Raw genomic sequence first — 18,439 nt, forward strand, 5'->3', positions numbered from 1 at the left:
CCATTTATAAACCAATTAAGCTTTTACAGTAATAATAAAGTTGTATGAGAGAAAATTATTTTAAAAAGTATGCACTTCTTTGTTTAATGCTGGCACTATCGTGCGTAGCATTTGCGCAAACAGGTAGCATTACAGGTAAAGTACTGGACAATACGGGCCAGCCTTTGCCAGGGGTTACCGTTGGTTTAACCAGCACTACCCTGGGTGCCCCAACCGATGTAGACGGAAATTTCCGCATTAACAATGTACCGGCTGGTAGTTATACCATTACCGCCCGTTTTTTCGGTTTTACCACTGGTCAGCAGACTGTTACAGTTACTGCGGGTGCCAATGCCGTAGCCAGCTTTAACCTTCAGCCCGAAACTAAATCGTTAAACGAAGTAGTAGTTATTGGTTACGGTACGCAAACTCGTAAAGAGTTAACTGGTGCTATTTCTACCGTTACCTCCAAAGATTTTCAAAAAGGTACAACTACCAGCCCTGCTGAGTTAATACAAGGTAAAATTGCCGGTGTTGGTGTAAGTACCAATAGCGGTCAGCCTGGTGCGGGTGCAACCATACGGATCCGTCAGGGCGCTTCGCTAAATGCCAGCAACGATCCCCTTATTGTAGTTGATGGGGTGCCTTTGAGCAACAATGCCATATCGGGCGTTGCCAACCCTTTATCATTAATCAATCCCGATGATATTGAAACGTTCACCGTATTAAAGGACGCAGCCTCTACCGCTATTTACGGTTCAAGGGCATCAAACGGTGTAATTATCATCACCACTAAAAAAGGTACCGCCGGAACGCCCCAGGTTTCTTTTTCCTCAAAAAACTCTATAGCTACCTTGCGCAATAAGGTTGATGTGTTGAGTGCCGATGAAGTACGTGCTTATGTAAAACAATACGATACCGCAACAGGAACCAACAAATCGGCCTTGTTAGGTTCGGTAAATACCGATTGGCAAGACCAGATCTATCAAAATGCTTTAACCACCGATAATAACTTAAGCATTGGCGGTACGCTGAACAAAATGCCTTACCGCGTATCGGTAGGTTATCTGGATCAGCAGGGTATTTTAAAAACCGACCGCTTACAGCGTAGTACAGCAGCTATCCGTTTAAGTCCTAAGTTTTTTAACAACGACTTAAAGCTGGATATAAATCTGAACGGTAGCTACGGCCATAGCCGCTTTGCAAACCAGGGAGCCGTAGGCGCGGCTGTTTTCTTCGATCCAACAAAGCCGGTTTATTTACCGTCTTCACCATATAATGGTTATTACGAATGGTACGGTGCCGATAAGGTTTTAAACCCTAACGCCCCCCGTAACCCTGTTGGGCTTTTGAATGATAATACCAATATCGGCGATACTTACCGCACATTCGGTAACATCACTGCCGATTACCGTTTCCCTTTCCTGAAAGCATTACGCGCCAATGTGAATTTAGGATACGATCTTTCAAAAGGTGGTGGCAGCACGTATGTGCCTTTCACTGCTGCACAATCATTTGGTAGTTTTGGTTTGAGTTCTCAATACCACCAAAAAAACTATAATACGGTTGTTGAGGCTTACTTAAACTATAACGAAACGTTTAAATCTATCAAAAGTAATTTCAATGCTACGGCAGGTTACGGTTACTATGATTTCAGGACATCTAACCGTAATTTCGCTTCTTACGGTACAAATAGTGCTGCCCCGGTTATCACCAACAGTGTTCCAAATTTCGCGTTCGATATTCCTCAATACCGGTTGCTTTCATACTATGGTCGTTTAATTTATACTTACGATACCAAGTATATTTTAGCAGCTACTATCCGTACTGATGGCTCGTCGAAATTCACACCAGATAACAACTACAATTATGGTGTATTCCCAAGTGTGGCCTTTACCTGGCGCATGATTGATGAAAACTTTCTGAAAAGCTCTAAAGTTTTATCTGATTTGAAACTGCGTTTAAGTTATGGCGTAACCGGTCAGCAGGATGGTATTCCTTATTATGGATATATTCCAACGTATTTTCAGAACAGTACCAATGCTTCTTCTTACCAATTTGGTAACACATTTTATAATACATATAGCCCATCGGCATACGACTCCAGTCTGAAATGGGAAACCACACAAACCACTAACATTGGTTTCGATTTTGGATTTTTTAATCAGCGCATCAGCGGTAGTATTGACGCTTATTATAAAAACACTAAGGATCTTTTATCTCGTGTATTTATCCCGGCCGGAAGTAATTTCAGCAACCAGTTAGCTGCTACTAACGTAGGTAATATGACAAACCGTGGTATAGAGTTGAATTTAAATGCCATTGCTGTAAAAACTAAAGATATTACCTGGAATGTTAACTACAACGTGGCTTACAACCGTAATAAGGTAACTAACTTATCGCCTACTGGCAACAATAGTTCATCTCAAGTGCTTACAGGCTCAATATCTGGTGGTACCGGAAATACCATACAAGTGAACCAGGTAGGTTATTCGCCAAACACTTTTTATGTGTATAAACAAGTTTATGATTCAAAAACCGGCAAGCCATTGCAAGGCGTATATGAAGATTTGAACAATGATGGTGCGATTAACGGAAACGACCTTTACCAGTATAATAACCCATATCCTAAGTTTATCATGGGTTTTAGTACACAGTTCAGCTACAAAAAATGGACAGCCAGTACCGTATTGCGCGCACATTTGGGCAACTATATGTATAACAACCTGCAATCAAACGCCGGTACACAAAATACCATCATTAGTACGGCAGGTGAGCTAATTAATAACGCTAATGCTAATTTACTGGAAACAGGCTTTACCAATAGCCAGTATTTTTCTGATTACTACGTACAAAACGCCTCGTTTTTACGTATGGATAATGCAGGTTTAGCTTACGACTTTGGTAAGATCTACCGCAACAAGATCAGGTTAAACTTAAGCGCCAACGTGCAAAACGTATTTTTGGTTACCAAGTACAAAGGTTTAGATCCTGAGATTGTATCGGGTATCGACAATAACTTTTATCCACGCCCACGTACTTATACTTTAAGCTTGAACTTAGGTTTTTAATAAACTTATTTGATTAGAGAAGACATGAAAAAGAATTTTTTAAAATATATAGGCATAGCGGTAATAATAAGCACCAGCTTAACCGCTTGCAAAAAATCATTAGACCTTACACCAACTAATGCTACCACGGCCGACCAGGTTTACAGTACGCCTGCTGGTTATAAACAATCGCTGGCCAAAATTTACAGCGCCTATGCCTTAACCGGTAGCGGCGGCTCGGCCAGTTCAGATCTGGGTGGTATCGATGCCGGTACTTCCGACTTTTTACGCCTGTACTGGAGTGTTCAGGAATGGTCGACCGATGAAGCGGTATGCGCCTGGAACGATACCGATGTTCCCGATTTTCATAATTTAAGCTGGGGATCGAACAATAGCATTTTGAGGGGATTATATTTCCGCTCACTTTACCAGATCACCGTAGCTAACGCCTTTATACGCGAATCATCTGACGATGCTATTGCCAGTCGTGGTTTTACAGGTACCGATGCCACTAACATTCGTAACTACCGTGCCGAAGCTCGTTTTTTAAGAGCTTACCAGTATTGGGTGCTGATGGATTTATTCGGCAATCCGCCATTTGTGGACGAAACTACGCCTATTGGTAAATACATTCCCGAACGTATTACCCGAGCTAAACTATTCGCTTACATTGAATCGGAATTGAAAGCTATTGAAACTACCCTGGTTGCGCCAAAACAAAACGAATATGGTCGTGCCGATCAGGCTGCCGACTGGGCCCTGCAGGCACGTATGTATTTAAATGCCGAAACTTATTTAGGTGCAGGTACCAACCGTTATACCGATGCCATTACTTATGCTAACAAAGTTATTAACTCGGGTTACACGCTGCAATCAAGCTATGCCAAATTATTTTTGGCCGATAACAATGTAGGTAATACCGAAACCATTCTTTCTATTAACTACGACGGTATCAATTCACAAAATTATGGTGCCACTACGTATATCATTAACGCATCTTTAAATGCGGGTATGAACCCTACCTTATACGGTGTGCCTAACGGTGGATGGGGTGGTAACCGCAGTACCAGTAACCTGCCATTAACTTTTGGCAACTATAGTACTACTGCCGATAAGCGTGCCATGTTCGTTGGTACTAATACTAATATAACCAACATTAATGATTTTACCCAAGGGGTAGCTGTAGTGAAGTTTAAAAACATTAACTCAGATGGTAGCACACCTTATGCTATTAACGGTAGCGCAACCAATACATCATCGGGTGGTGTTTACGCTTCAACCGATTTTCCATTGTTCCGTTTAGCTGAAATGTACCTGATATGTGCCGAAGCAGCGTTACGTGGCGGTACCGGTAGTTCTATAACACCGTTAGCCGCTGTGAACACCCTACGTACCCGTGCTTATGGCAACGCTACAGGAAACTTAAGCAGCGTTAACTTAACAGATATATTAAACGAAAGAACCCGCGAGTTATACTGGGAAGGCTTCCGCCGTACCGATCTGATCCGTTACGGTTTGTTTACCTCAAGCACTTACTTATGGCCTTACAAAGGCGGTGTGCAAAACGGTAGAGGAGTGGATGCGTATCGCAACCTGTTCCCAATACCTAATACCGATCTTGTTAACAACAGCAATTTAGTTCAAAACCCAGGTTATTAATCATACAAGCGCTGCCCGGTAAACCGGGCAGCGCCTTCAAATAATTTTGTTATGAAAAAAATATTAACTTCATTTATAGCAGTCTGCGGCGTATTGCTGCTTATGATTACCTCGTGTAAAAAAGACGAGACTAAAACTACTGCCGCTTTAGGTAATTCGGGTACTATAGCTGCTTCCACCACTACGCCGCCACTTTCGCTGGCAACTGAAACCAACCCGGCCGTTACGTTAAATTTATCTGCCGCTACCCCGGTAACCGGTTATAAATCCGTTGCGGTTACTTACACCCTGCAAATTGGTAAAAAGGGGAGCAATTTTGTGGTGCCCCAGGAAATTTCGGCTACAGTAACCGGCGTAACACTTACCCAGGATGCCTTAAATACCGTGTTACATAATTTAAAGCTTGTTGATGGCGTATCTACCCAGGTAGAAGTTCGTATGAAATCGTCGGTAGCGGCAAATATTGATGCTGCTTACTCGAACGTTATCACGCTTACAGTTACCCCATACTCCCGTACTTCATATCTTTATGTACCGGGTGCTTACCAGGGCTGGGATCCAACAGCAGCAAATGTAGGGTCACTTGCTTCTCCTACCAGCAACAATATATACGACGGTAACATCACTTTTACTACTGGTAATCTGGCATTTAAAATTACAACCAAAAAGAACTGGGATGTTGCCTATGGCAACGGCGGTAGTGGTAAATTAAGCCTGACCGGGGGAGATTTAACCGTACCAAGCGCTGGAACCTACGCTATTCATGTGGATATGACCACGCTTAGCTACACCCTAACCAAACAATAAACACATCTTAATAAATAGTAAGCCGGCAAACAAGCCGGCTTAATGCTTTAACAAGAAATATAGATGATTAAAAACACCATAAACCTTTTAAGCGGTCTACTGGTAGCTTATGCCTGTATGCAACCGGCGTTAGCGCAAAGCAACGCGGTTAAAAGCATAGGCAATGTAACCGATGTACAGATCAGCGGTCAGCAGGTGAAACTGAATACCGGTACGGCTCATATAGAAGTTACGGTTTATACACCATCGGTTATCCGGGTACGTATGGATAAGCAGCAACTGAGCGAAGATTTTTCGTACGCGGTAATTGCCAAACCACAAACCACCAAAGCAAACATCACACAAACGGCAAACGAAGTAACTATTGTTACCGATTCGGTTAAGCTGGTGATTGGTAAAAAACCTTTTCATACGGCTTTTTATACTTTAGATGGTAAAGTGATTAGCGAGGATGAAACCGGTTTGAACACCTCATGGGTTAATGAATCGGTTACTACGTACAAGCACATGCAGGATGGCGAACATTTTGTAGGCCTGGGCGAAAAAACCGGTAACATGGATCGCAAAGGTGCAGGTTATACCAACTGGAACTCCGATACGTTCGGTTACCGCACCGATCAGGACCCCATTTATTCTACTATTCCGTTTTATATCGGTGTGCATCATGAGGTGACCTACGGGATCTTCATGGATAATACTTACCAGAGTGATTTTAACTTTGGTGCCAGTAACAACCGTTTTTCATCATTCGGTGCCCGTGGCGGCGAAATGAACTATTATTTCATTTATCATAAGCAACTGGCCGATGTAATCACTTCTTACACCGCCTTAACCGGCCGTATGAAAATGCCGCCGCTGTGGAGCCTGGGATACCAGCAAAACCGCTACAGTTACTACCCCGAAACAGAGGTGATGCGTATTGCACAAACCCTGCGCGAAAAGAAGATCCCGGCCGATGGTATTACACTCGATATCCATTACATGGATAAATACAAAGTGTTTACCTGGGACAAACAGCGTTTCCCCGATCCGGCTAAAATGAACAGCAAGTTAGAGGGTATGGGCTTTAAGCTCACGCTGATTGTTGACCCGGGCATTAAAACTGAGAAGGGTTATGATGTTTATGAAAGCGGACTCAAGAACAATGTATTTATCAAATACGCCGACAGCACCAACTATACTGGTGAGGTATGGCCTGGCTGGTGCCACTTTCCCGATTTTACTAATCCGGCAGGTCGCGCCTGGTGGCAGCAGGAGATAAAAAAATATGCCGATGTGGGTGTAAACGGTATCTGGAACGATATGAACGAAATATCGACCTGGGGACAAAAAATGCCCGACAATGTACTGTTTGATTTTGAAGGCAAACGGGTGTCACACTTACAAGCACATAACGTATATGCACTGCAAATGGCACGAGCCAGTTACGAAGGTTTCCGCAAGGCGCTTAACAAACGTCCGTTCATATTAACCCGTGCGGGTTATTCAGGTTTACAACGCTATACCGCCATTTGGACCGGTGATAACCGTGCCGAAGACGATCACATGCTGTTAGGCATTCGCTTGCTGAGCAGTTTAGGTTTAAGCGGCGTGCCGTTCACCGGTATGGATGTTGGCGGCTTTACCGGTAATCCAACCGTACCGTTATATGCACGTTGGATGCAAGTAGGTGCTTTTAGCCCGTATTTCCGTAACCATACTGGGGTAAATACCAAATCGGCCGAGCCATGGGCTTTTGGCGAGGAAGTGCTGGAAATTGTGCGCAACTATGTAAACCTGCGTTACCAGCTAATGCCTTATCTGTACTCGTCTTTTTACGAAGCTACACAAAATGGTAAGCCAATAGTACGCTCGCTGGCTATCAACTACACACACGATGAAAAAGTGTACAGCACCAAGTTTCAAAACCAGTATGAGTTTGGTAACGGATTTATGATAGCGCCTTTTACCGGTGCCGATACTTATGGTAACGTATATTTCCCCGAAGGTAACTGGTACGATCTGTACACCGACGAGGTAATAGCTGGCAAGCAGGAAAAGATCATCCCGGTAACGCTGAACAAACTACCGGTTTATGTAAAGGAAAGCAGTATCATCCCTATGCAGTCGCTGGTGCAAACCACGGCGCAAAAACCTACCGATACGCTTACGGTACATATTTATAAAGGTAACCGCAACAACAGTTTTGTGTATTACGAGGATGATGGCGAAAGCTACAACTATGAAAACGGCACTTTTTATAAACGCACCATTAGTTACGATGCCGTTAAAAAGCAGATCACCTTTGCCAAAGCCGAAGGCAGCGCCACCTCTAAGTTTAAGCATGTTAAATTGTTGCTGCATGGCTTTAATAACCTGAGCATGAAGGTGAATAACAAAGCGGTAAAATCAGCCTCAGAGTTTTACAACTTTCTTGCGCCTATCTCCCGTTTCGAGCCGCAAGGGTTCATTAACGCGCCCGAAGGCCGCAATGTGCAAAGCATAATGGTTGATAACAGCAGCAATGCGTTCACTTTAAACTATTAAATACTATTATATTGCTATTAGCCAGCCCTTATGCTTAATTGCATGAGGGCTTTTTTGTAGGCTGATGTTTGCCTCACGGCTGCCCGATATTAGTCGGCCATGCCCGTTTTAACTATGCAATAATACATGTACTTTTGCAGGCGTTATAAACCTGGTATGAAGAGTTTTTTTTGTGTTTTATGGTTAATGTTGTGTACGGTTGGTGCTTTTTGCGGAACAGAAGATCTGTTAGCACAACTCAAAACCGAAATAAGCCGGAAACCTAACTATGATCAGCAAAAAGAAGCCGCATTAAAACAGATCAAAAAAGACCTTAACCGTACCTCTGCACAAAATAAGGCAAGGCAGTATCAGCTTTGCAGCCTCATATATGATCAGTACCGGTCTTACCAGTATGATTCGGCAGCGGTGTATGCCGGTAAAATGCAGCAATTAGGTATTTTGTTGAACGATAAGCCGAAACAAAATTACAGCAAAATAAAAACCGCTTTCATTCTGCTGTCATCGGGTATGTTTAAAGAAACGTTCGACAACCTGAAGGGGATAGATGCCCGCTATTTAAACGATACCTCGCGGTTTGAATATTATTCTATACTAACCCGCGCCAATTACGACCTGGCCCAATTTAATAACGACCGCAATTATTCGCCCCGCTATAACACGGTAGCCAACCGGTATATCGATTCGGCCATTGCCATGAGCAAGCAGGGCTCTTACGATAAGCTATACCTTACCGGATATAAACTGGAAAAGAACAAGCAATATCAACAGGCCGAGACCATTTTTACCGATCTGCTTTACAAACACAAGTTAACCCGTCACCAATACGCTATTGTGGCCTCCACCCTGAGCGATGTGTATATTATGACAGGCCGCCAACCCCAGAGTATAGATCTGCTCATTCAAGCCGCCATCGGCGATATCCAGTCGTCTACCAAAGAAACGGTGGCTATGTTTTGGCTGGCGCAGCAGCTCTACAAAAACGGCGACTCTAAAAATGCTTATACTTTTATACAGCAGGCCATGGCCGATGCCGAATTTTACGGCGCCCGCCAGCGGCAATTTCAAATAAGCACCGTATTGCCTATTGTAGCCGCGCAGGAACTGATGGCCTCCGAAAGTGCCCGCACCCGTTCTATGATGTACCTCATGGGTATTACCGTTGTTGCTTTGCTTGTTATTCTGTTCACGTTCATCCTGTTCAAACAACTCCGAAAAGTACAGGCTAAAGAAAAGATCATTGAAGATAAGAATACCGAACTGGAAAGCATCAACATAAAACTGCTGGAAGATGCCCGGATAAAGGAAGATTACATAGGCTACTTCTTTAACGCTATATCGGGTTATATTTTAAAGCTCGAAAAGCTGAAACACTCTATCGATACCAAGTTGTCTATCAAAAAGTATGAGGATATTCAGATCATCATTAATAAGATCAATATTAAAAAGGAGCGCGAAGACCTGTTTTATACCTTCGACCACGTGTTTCTGAAAATTTTCCCTAATTTCATAACGGCCTTTAATTCTCTTTTTAACGAAAAGGACCAGATATGGCCTAAGGAACACGAAGTGCTGACCACCGATCTGCGCATTTTTGCCCTGGTACGCCTGGGCATTACCGATACCGAGGCCATTGCCAATATTCTCGAATATTCGGAAAAAACCATTTACGTTTATAAAATGCGTATTAAAGCTAAAGCCCTGATTCATGGCGATGAATTTGACCAGCGAATTATGGCTATTGAAGCGGTAGATAGTGTAAAGGAGTAAATTGTACCGTGCCGGTACAGGATAGTTTAAGCTTTCTGCTATTTAGCATCCGCAATTTTTAAATCGTATATTTATTAATAAATGTGGAGCTATGCAGCTTTATATTGTATTTTATATAAACCACTTGAATTACCATGCTTAAAATTGATGCCCACCAGCATTTCTGGAAATTTGACCCGGTTAGAGATAGTTGGATAACCGAGGATATGGAAGTGATCCGCCGTGATTTTTTGCCGCAGGATCTGATGCATATTCTCATGCATAACCATATTGAAGGGTGTATTGCCGTACAAGCCAGTCAAACCGAAAAGGAGAACCAGTTTTTGTTAGACCTGGCCGCCACCAACCCCTTTATTAAAGGCATAGTAGGGTGGGTTAATTTGCAGGCCGATGATGTGGAAGAGCACCTGAAATACTACAGCAAGCACGACAAAATGGTAGGGTTTAGGCATGTGCTGCAAGGCGAGCCGCAGCGCGATATGATGCTGAATAAGGAATTTACCCGTGGCATTTCCTTGTTGAATAAATATGGTTTTACCTATGATGTGCTGATCTTCCCCGATCAGTTGGCGTATGCTGCCGAGTTAGCTGAAATGTTTCCCGGCCAGGCGTTTGTAATAGATCATATTGCCAAACCCGATATGAAAAATAAAGAGGTTACCGAATGGGAAAAGAATATCCGCGAGGTTGCTAAAAACCCTAACGTGTACTGCAAAGTATCGGGTATGGTTACCGAGGCGCACTGGTATGCATGGGAAGAAGAAGATTTTAAACCCTACATGGATGTGGTTTTTGATGCTTTTGGCATTGAAAGGCTAATGTTTGGGTCTGACTGGCCGGTGTGTATGGTAGCCGGCGGTTATAACCGGGTTATTAAAATGGTGAGGCATTATGTGGCTCATTTAACCGATCAGGAAAAAATGATGTTTTGGGGTGGCAATGCCATCAGGTTTTATAATTTGGAAGTATAATAAATGAATATTTTAACATGTACCACACCGGGCAGCTTTGCTTATGGCCAAGCCGGTACACCGGTGTTGAAGACCGATCATGCCATAATTAAAATTAAGCGCATCGGCGTTTGCGGTACCGATCTGCATGCCTTTCGCGGCACACAGCCGTTCTTTAGCTATCCACGGGTTTTAGGGCACGAGCTATCGGGCGAATTGGCAGAGGTTGACGGCGCACCCGGTTTTGAGGTAGGCGAAGCGGTAACCTTTATTCCGTATTTTAATTGTGGCGAATGCGTAGCCTGCCGCACAGGTAAGCCCAACTGCTGCGCTAAAATACAGGTATGCGGCGTTCATGCCGATGGCGGAATGGCAGATTACCTGCAGGTGCCATCTTACTCGCTGGTACATGGCGAGGGCTTAACTTATGATGAGCTGGCGTTGGTAGAGCCGCTGGCCATTGGTGCACACGGTATCCGCCGCGCAGGAATAGACCCCGGCGATTATGTATTGGTGATAGGTGCCGGACCTATTGGCTTAGGCACTATTGAATTTGCCCGTATTGCCGGTGGTAACGTAATTGCTATGGATGTAAGCAACGACCGTTTGGCCTTTTGCCGCAACAAATTAGGTATTCGGCACACCATTAATCCACTGGATGGAAACGCCGTTGAGCAACTACAGGCCATTACCAACGGCGATATGGCATCGGTAGTGATAGATGCTACCGGCAACTTAAAAGCCATTAATGGCGGGATAGATTACCTGGCACACGGTGGGCGTTATGTACTGATAGGGTTGCAAAAGGAAGCTTTCAGTTTTAACCACCCCGAGTTTCACAAACGCGAATCGACCCTGATGAGCAGCCGCAACGCCACCCGTCAGGATTTTGAACATGTGGTAGCCTGTATGAAACAAGGCCTGGTAGATCCTAAAACCTATATTACACACCGGGTGAATTTTAACGAGGTGATCGGTAATTTTGAAAGTTGGCTCGACCCTAAAACACAGGTGATTAAGGCCATGATTGTGAATGAATAAGCCCCAAACCCCACCCCGCCCTCCCCGAAGGGGAGGGAGTTAGTAGGACAAAAGCTAATATGAAACAGAAGCTGTTGCGAAGCAACTGCTTCTGTTTGCTTTCTTCGTCGCCTTCCAGCTTCGGGCGAAAGCTGGGGAGCACATGCTGGCATCTGCGGCCAAGAGCAGATGAGATAAGTTTATTACCACTAACCAATATTAAAACGCACTGAATACAAACCTTGTCATGTTGAGCCTGTCGAAACATCCACGTGAAAAGTCTTCGATAAGCCTATACATACAATAGACCAATCAAAAAGATAATAAAGAACACATTCATCCTACAGAAGACCTATATCTGCAAAAAATTGGTGATGTGTAGGTAATGTTTTATTTTGGCACAAGCTATAAAATATAAGGCAAGCGCGTTTTGCCGTTTTGCACATTCATATTTGCATGGCCTACCCGGCTCAATGCAACGGTGATGCTGAAGGGTGTGTGTACCACTATGGGTGCTATAAAACAGGAAAAGTAAATTGAAACAGGTGGCTCTGCCACCATTTAAAGCAAAAAGAACTAATATTATGGCTACGCTAAAAATAGGATTATTCGGTATAGGTTTAGATGCTTACTGGGAACAGTTTGAAGGTTTAAAAGAACGCCTGGAGGGCTATTTATCGGTAGTTGAGGGTAATATAGCCGCCATTCACCCCGAGGTAGTGAACCTTGGCCTGATAGATAATGCTGAAAAAGCTTTTGAGGCCGGAAGCAAGTTCCGTAAAGAAGATGTGGACCTGATCTTTTTATATGTGACTACTTACGCCCTGTCATCAACCGTGTTGCCGGTAGTACAGCGGGCCAAGGTTCCGGTAATTATATTGAACCTGGCGCCTGAAGCTGCAATTGATTATACCAGCTTTAACCAAATTGCCAACCGCACCAAAATGACGGGTGAATGGTTGGCCTACTGCTCGGCTTGCCCGGTACCCGAAATAGCAAACGTATTTAACCGTACCGGTATTAAGTTTCACCAGATAACCGGTATGCTGCACAATGACCCGGAGTGCTGGGACGAGGTGACCGAATGGGTAGAAGCAGCCAAAGTAGCCAACATCATGGCTTATAACCGCATGGGTGCCATGGGGCATTACTATAGCGGTATGCTTGATATTTACTCAGATCTTACCCAGCAATATGCCACATTTGGCGGCCATATTGAGCTGCTGGAAGTAGATGAACTGGCCTACCTGCGCAAAAACATAACCCATGAGGAAATTGCGACACGCGTAGCGGATTTTAAACATAAATTTGATGTACAGGATGATTGCTCGGAAGAAGAATTACAACGCGCGGCCCGTACTTCGGTAGCATTAGATAAGCTGGTGGAAACCTACAAGCTTGGTTCAATGGCTTACTTTTATAAAGGTACCGGTAATTTTGATAATGAAGACACCATCAGCTCTATCATCTTAGGAAACTCTTTGCTAACGGCACGTGGCATACCGGTGGCCGGGGAGTATGAAATTAAAAACGCTCAGGCCATGAAAATTATGGATAGCTTTGGTGCTGGCGGTTCTTTTACCGAATATTATGCTATGGATTTTGCAGCCGATGTGGTACTGATGGGGCACGATGGCCCGGGGCATATTGCTATTGCCGAAGGTAAAACAAAAGTAAGACCTTTAAAAGTATATCATGGTAAGGTTGGGCGCGGTTTATCGGTAGAAATGTCGGTAAAGAACGGACCGGTAACGCTGCTATCGGTAGTAGAGCAACCGGGCAAAGGTTTAATGCTGCTGGTAGCCGAAGGCCAATCGGTAGCCGGGCCTATATTAGAGATTGGTAATACCAACAGCAGGTATAAATTCAGCATTGGTGCCCGTAAGTTTGTAAACAACTGGAACAGTTACGGCCCGGCACACCACTGTGCGGTAGGGGTAGGCCATATTAGTTCTAAACTGCAAAAGTTAGGGCAGTTGTTAAATATGGATGTGGTACAGGTATGTTAAGCAACGGAGGTAAAGTTCGATAATAAAGATATGCTGTTATAAGGAGGCGCGCAAAGTAAGGTAAAAAGGGTTTTCGATGTGTTTGTGTTGGTTGTTAATGATCATTTGCGCTACAATCTCACCCATTTTTTGAAAATCAGTAGATATAGTGGTCAATCCGTTCAAAATAATCTTTTTAAGCGGGGTTTCATTGTAAGATATTATGCCAATCTCTTCGCCAATTTTGTAATTGGTTTGCAGCAGGCGTTCTATTAAAACTACTACATCGTTCTCCATCAGGGTAATATAAACTTCGCCGCTGTGCAGGGGTTCATTCTGTATATCATGAACTACTTTATAATTAAAGGCATACTGGGTACAAAAACTATAAAAGCCTTTTAAAATTTCGGTAGAGTGATAAGTGTGTTCGGGAAACGCGATTTTAATGGTGTGGTATTTACTCAAGGGTGCCAGGGCTTGCTCCAAAGCGTGAAATATGTCCTGTTCAAAGTTCTCATAAACTGCCGAGTACTCGCCCTCAATACCTTTTACCATCTTATCCAGCAGTATCAGCTTATCCTTGGGGATCTTGTTCAGGATCTCATGAGACGTTTCGCCACCGCCATCTAAAAAATGACTGATGATCACATAATGGGTATAATCGTCGTTAGTGTTTTCCAGCATTTTCTTAAACAACGAAAAGTCGTTATTGTAAATGTAGAAGTCAATGGCTGCCTGGTTATCCAGCCCGGAAACTATGGCATCATATATAATTTTTTTGTGCGTGCTCAGTTTGTTAAATAACAGGAATACCTTAAAGCGTTGCGGAGTTTCTATACTTTTAATATAATATCCCTTACCCGGTACCGAACCTAATATACCTATTGATTTTAAATGTTTATAAGCCTTTTCGGCCGTATCGCGCGAGATTTCAAAATTGTAGTTGAGTTCGTTAATAGAGGGTAAGGTATCGTTGCGGTTCAGCCGGCCGTCGCGCACGGCCTTTGCAATGGAGTTAGCCAATTGTAAGTACTTAGGAGTAGAAGAGTAATAATCAATCTCAATATACTCTAAAAAAGAAATAGGTTTCATTGCGTATTAATTGGTTAATAACGTAGTGGCTAAAAAAATAAAATTAGGATAATATTTATTCAACCAACGATTTATTTGCGGTGTAAACACTTAGCTACAGCGCTGCACTAATTATGAAGATAGCTTAAAAAATGTAAAATGCATTACAACCTGTGCTCTCTTACCTATTTGCGTTGTATAATTTAATATGATATAACCGCATGTGTTGTCTTTAATGCGCCTACAAAGTATATTTATATCGATTGTAACGGGTTTATATTTATAAAAACAAATTTGTTTAACCATGACAGTGCATGATAGCTGTGTTACCCAGCTTTTCTAATTTCGCTATCACCAATTATAAAATTATATTATCTAATGCAGGCAATTTTAGGAGTTTTATTTCACTTTATCGGAGGTTTTGCATCGGGCAGCTTCTACATTCCTTACAAAAAAGTAAAAGGCTGGGCCTGGGAAAGTTTCTGGATAGTGGGAGGAATTTTCTCCTGGTTAATTGTACCGCCGCTGGCCGCATGGTTAACTATCCCTAATTTTACCGATATTATTAAAAACACTACCGGCAGCATATTACAGTTAACCTTTATATTTGGTGTACTATGGGGTATAGGCGGTTTAACCTACGGCCTGGGTGTACGTTATTTAGGCGTGGCCCTGGGCAGTTCCATCATTTTGGGTTTATGCTCTATTTTCGGGTCGCTAATACCGTCCATTTATTATGAATTTAATCCCGAGCCTAATAAAGATACCATCTCCACTTTAATGAACACCCATTGGGGGCAAATGGTGCTTTTGGGTATTTTAGTTTGCGTTATTGGCATAGTTATTTGTGGTAAAGCCGGCGTAATGAAAGAGCGTGAACTCTCTAAAGACCAAGAAGTAGCCGGTAATAATTCAGATTACAAATTTGGCCTGGGTATTACCCTGGCCATTGTATCGGGTGTGCTGAGCGCATGCTTTAACTTTGGTATAGAGGCCGGTCATACCATGGCCCAAACCGCAAACAATATTTGGATGGCGGCTAACCCGGATCAGGGTAATTTCCTGTATCAAAACAACGTAACTTACATCGTCATTCTTTGGGGCGGTTTAACTACCAACCTTATTTATTGCATGATACTCAACGCGCGTAACAAAACGTTTGGTAATTATACCGATAAAAAAACGCCGTTGCTGGCTAACTACCTGTTTTCGGCACTGGCCGGTACCACCTGGTTCCTGCAATTTTTCTTCTACGGTATGGGCGAAAGCCGTTTAGGAAATGGCCCAAGTTCATGGATACTGCACATGGCCTTTATTATACTGATAGCCAACATTTGGGGGCTGGTTTTAAAAGAGTGGAAAGGCGTAAGCCGCAAAGCATTTGGAACAGTAATAGCCGGTATTGCTACCATTATACTTTCGGTACTCATTGTAGGATATGGTAATTCATTAAAATAATAATTTAAGATAAGTATTTATTAAACTCAATATGTCTGTTAAAACAACCGAATTTAAGCATGTAAGCTATTTATGGGATGACGCCAAAGCAGCCGAACTGGCCGGCGATGAGGTAGCCCTGTTAATATACCGCTCTAACCTGTTAGGTGCCGATTTACGCTTAACCAACTACGGAGGTGGCAACACTTCTTGTAAATTAATGCAAAAAGACCCGCTTACCGGTCAGGAAGTGGAAGTAATGTGGATCAAAGGTTCGGGTGGCGATATAGGCACCCTGAAAAAAAGCGGCCTTGCTGCTTTGTATGTTGACCGCTTACGGAGCTTAAAAAATGTTTACCGTGGTGTGGAGTTTGAAGACGAGATGGTGGAGCTGTTTAACCACAGCATTTACGACCTGGCTTCCAAAGCGCCATCTATTGATACGCCTTTACACGGCTTTTTACCATTCGCTCATATAGATCACCTGCACCCCGATGCAGCTATTGCCATTGCAGCAGCTAAAGACGGTAAACAAATAACCGAAGAGTTATTTGGCGGTACTATTGGCTGGGTGGAATGGAAAAAACCAGGCTTTGAATTAGGCTTACAATTAAAAGCCTGTTTAGATGCCAGTCCGGGCATTCGTGGTATTATGTTAGGCTCACACGGTTTATTTACCTGGGGCGATACCGCTTACGAAAGCTATATCAATACCTTAGAAGTAATTGAAAAATGCGCTGAGTACTTAGAGCAAAGTTATGGTAAAAAAGGCCCTGTATTTGGCGGTCAAAAAATACAAAGTTTAGATGAAGCCGGCCGTAAAAAACAAGCCGTTGCTTTAGCGCCTATACTGCGTGGATTTTGCTCAAGCGAGCGCAACATGATCGGCCATTTTACCGATGATGCACGTGTATTAGAATACATCAATTCGAATGATTTAGAGCGTTTGGCCCCCATGGGTACCAGCTGCCCCGATCACTTCCTGCGCACCAAAATTAGTCCGTTGGTTTTAGATTTGGCCCCTGATGCCGATTTGAGCGATGTGGAAGGCCTGAAAACTAAACTGGCTCCTGCATTTGAGGCTTACCGCCAAATGTATACCGATTATTATAACACTTGTAAGCACGATAACAGCCCGGCCATCCGCGATACTAATCCGGTGATCATTTTGTTCCCGGGTGTAGGTATGTTCAGCTTCTCTAAAGACAAGCAAACTACCCGTGTTGCTGCCGAGTTTTATACCAACGCCATTAACGTAATGAAAGGCGCCGAGGCTATCTCTGAGTACACTTCGTTACCACGCCAGGAAGCTTTTGATATTGAGTATTGGTTGTTGGAAGAAGCTAAATTACAACGTATGCCTAAGCCTAAAGCTTTAAGCGGTCGTATTGCCTTAATTACCGGTAGTGCCGGTGGTATTGGTAAAGCAATTGCTAAAAAGTTTGTGGAAGAAGGTGCCGTTGTTATTTTGAACGATATGAACGCTGAGCGTTTAGAAGCTACCGGCGAAGAATTTAAAGGCCTGTATGGTAAAGATTCATACGCTACCGCGGTAATGGATGTAACCAGTGCCGATCAAATTCAAGGTGCAATGGATGTTGCCGCTTTAAACTTTGGTGGTGTTGATTTAATTGTGAACAACGCAGGTTTATCTATCTCTAAAACCATTGGCGACCATACCGAAAAGGATTGGGACCTGTTGTACGACGTATTGGTAAAAGGCCAGTTCTTTGTTACCCAGGCTGCCGTTGCGGTAATGAAAAAACAAGCCATTGGTGGCGATGTAATAAATATTGTAAGCAAGAACGCCTTAGTAAGCGGACCAAACAATGCCGGTTACGGTAGTGCTAAAGCTGCACAATTACATTTAAGCCGTTTAAATGCTGCCGAATTAGGACCTGATAAGATCCGTGTGAACGTAGTTAACCCCGATGCCGTAATCAGCGATAGCAATATATGGGCTGGCGGATGGGCCGAGGGCCGTGCTAAAGCTTACGGCGTTACCGTAGCAGAGCTGCCTGCTTATTACGCTAAACGTACTTTATTAAACGAAATTATTTTACCAATTGATATTGCCAACGCTTGCTTTGCCTTAACCGGTGGCTTGCTGGGTAAATCAACAGGTAACGTTATCAACGTTGACGGTGGTGTTGCTGCCGGTTTTGTAAGATAAAGCCCAAGC

The 18,439-nt window shown here is 43.3% G+C and carries 11 protein-coding genes; 10 read left to right on the top strand and 1 reads right to left on the bottom strand.

Features of this window, described 5'->3' with window-relative positions:
- The first annotated feature begins 44 nt into the window (after positions 1–44).
- The 8 genes from ACFQ3S_RS05245 (at position 45) to ACFQ3S_RS05280 (ending at position 13,770) form a co-directional block, all read left to right on the top strand.
- Positions 45–3,050 carry a SusC/RagA family TonB-linked outer membrane protein gene (locus tag ACFQ3S_RS05245; protein WP_377161969.1) on the top strand — a complete coding sequence of 1,002 codons (3,006 nt, stop codon included), beginning with the start codon at positions 45–47 and terminating at the stop codon, positions 3,048–3,050.
- A gap of 24 nt (positions 3,051–3,074) precedes the next feature.
- Entirely contained in the window at positions 3,075–4,688 is a 1,614-nt protein-coding gene (locus tag ACFQ3S_RS05250) for a RagB/SusD family nutrient uptake outer membrane protein (RefSeq protein ID WP_377161971.1), read from the top strand.
- A gap of 51 nt (positions 4,689–4,739) precedes the next feature.
- Positions 4,740–5,495: a SusE domain-containing protein gene (locus ACFQ3S_RS05255; RefSeq protein WP_377161973.1), complete on the top strand. Its 756-nt coding sequence runs from the start codon at positions 4,740–4,742 to the stop codon at positions 5,493–5,495.
- A 63-nt stretch (positions 5,496–5,558) separates the two neighbouring features.
- The gene (locus ACFQ3S_RS05260) at positions 5,559–8,021 is read left to right on the top strand and encodes a glycoside hydrolase family 31 protein (RefSeq protein ID WP_377161975.1); all 2,463 of its coding nucleotides are present in this window, start codon (positions 5,559–5,561) and stop codon (positions 8,019–8,021) included.
- 156 nt (positions 8,022–8,177) lie between these two features.
- Positions 8,178–9,791: a DUF6377 domain-containing protein gene (locus ACFQ3S_RS05265; RefSeq protein WP_377161977.1), complete on the top strand. Its 1,614-nt coding sequence runs from the start codon at positions 8,178–8,180 to the stop codon at positions 9,789–9,791.
- Between the two features lie 134 nt (positions 9,792–9,925).
- Positions 9,926–10,762 (top strand): amidohydrolase family protein, encoded by an 837-nt coding sequence (locus ACFQ3S_RS05270; RefSeq protein ID WP_377161979.1) that lies wholly within the window; start codon positions 9,926–9,928, stop codon positions 10,760–10,762.
- A gap of 3 nt (positions 10,763–10,765) precedes the next feature.
- Positions 10,766–11,782: a zinc-binding alcohol dehydrogenase family protein gene (locus ACFQ3S_RS05275; protein WP_377161981.1), complete on the top strand. Its 1,017-nt coding sequence runs from the start codon at positions 10,766–10,768 to the stop codon at positions 11,780–11,782.
- A 563-nt stretch (positions 11,783–12,345) separates the two neighbouring features.
- A complete protein-coding gene (locus tag ACFQ3S_RS05280) occupies positions 12,346–13,770 on the top strand; it encodes an arabinose isomerase (RefSeq protein ID WP_377161982.1) in 1,425 nt (474 codons plus the stop codon).
- Between the two features lie 36 nt (positions 13,771–13,806).
- Here the strand turns inward: ACFQ3S_RS05280 and ACFQ3S_RS05285 are convergent, their stop codons facing one another.
- Positions 13,807–14,841: a GntR family transcriptional regulator gene (locus ACFQ3S_RS05285; protein WP_377161984.1), complete on the bottom strand. Its 1,035-nt coding sequence runs from the start codon at positions 14,839–14,841 to the stop codon at positions 13,807–13,809.
- A 357-nt stretch (positions 14,842–15,198) separates the two neighbouring features.
- Between ACFQ3S_RS05285 and rhaT the strand changes: the two genes are divergently transcribed.
- Complete coding sequence (rhaT, locus tag ACFQ3S_RS05290; protein ID WP_377161986.1) at positions 15,199–16,278, top strand: L-rhamnose/proton symporter RhaT; 1,080 nt, start codon at positions 15,199–15,201, stop codon at positions 16,276–16,278.
- A gap of 31 nt (positions 16,279–16,309) precedes the next feature.
- Positions 16,310–18,430: a bifunctional aldolase/short-chain dehydrogenase gene (locus ACFQ3S_RS05295; protein ID WP_377161988.1), complete on the top strand. Its 2,121-nt coding sequence runs from the start codon at positions 16,310–16,312 to the stop codon at positions 18,428–18,430.
- The last annotated feature ends 9 nt before the right edge of the window (positions 18,431–18,439 follow it).

Source organism: Mucilaginibacter terrae (assembly GCF_042679325.1).
In the GTDB taxonomy this organism is placed as follows: domain Bacteria; phylum Bacteroidota; class Bacteroidia; order Sphingobacteriales; family Sphingobacteriaceae; genus Mucilaginibacter; species Mucilaginibacter terrae.

What these genes read in the sequence shown, in the direction of transcription:
- ACFQ3S_RS05295 (WP_377161988.1), top strand. Translation starts at nt 16,310, where the DNA reads ATGTCTGTTAAAACAACCGAATTTAAGCATGTAAGCTATTTATGGGAT.
- ACFQ3S_RS05250 (WP_377161971.1), top strand. Translation starts at nt 3,075, where the DNA reads ATGAAAAAGAATTTTTTAAAATATATAGGCATAGCGGTAATAATAAGC.
- ACFQ3S_RS05275 (WP_377161981.1), top strand. Translation starts at nt 10,766, where the DNA reads ATGAATATTTTAACATGTACCACACCGGGCAGCTTTGCTTATGGCCAA.
- ACFQ3S_RS05245 (WP_377161969.1), top strand. Translation starts at nt 45, where the DNA reads ATGAGAGAAAATTATTTTAAAAAGTATGCACTTCTTTGTTTAATGCTG.
- ACFQ3S_RS05280 (WP_377161982.1), top strand. Translation starts at nt 12,346, where the DNA reads ATGGCTACGCTAAAAATAGGATTATTCGGTATAGGTTTAGATGCTTAC.
- rhaT (WP_377161986.1), top strand. Translation starts at nt 15,199, where the DNA reads ATGCAGGCAATTTTAGGAGTTTTATTTCACTTTATCGGAGGTTTTGCA.
- ACFQ3S_RS05285 (WP_377161984.1), bottom strand. Translation starts at nt 14,841, where the DNA reads ATGAAACCTATTTCTTTTTTAGAGTATATTGAGATTGATTATTACTCT.
- ACFQ3S_RS05270 (WP_377161979.1), top strand. Translation starts at nt 9,926, where the DNA reads ATGCTTAAAATTGATGCCCACCAGCATTTCTGGAAATTTGACCCGGTT.
- ACFQ3S_RS05255 (WP_377161973.1), top strand. Translation starts at nt 4,740, where the DNA reads ATGAAAAAAATATTAACTTCATTTATAGCAGTCTGCGGCGTATTGCTG.
- ACFQ3S_RS05260 (WP_377161975.1), top strand. Translation starts at nt 5,559, where the DNA reads ATGATTAAAAACACCATAAACCTTTTAAGCGGTCTACTGGTAGCTTAT.
- ACFQ3S_RS05265 (WP_377161977.1), top strand. Translation starts at nt 8,178, where the DNA reads ATGAAGAGTTTTTTTTGTGTTTTATGGTTAATGTTGTGTACGGTTGGT.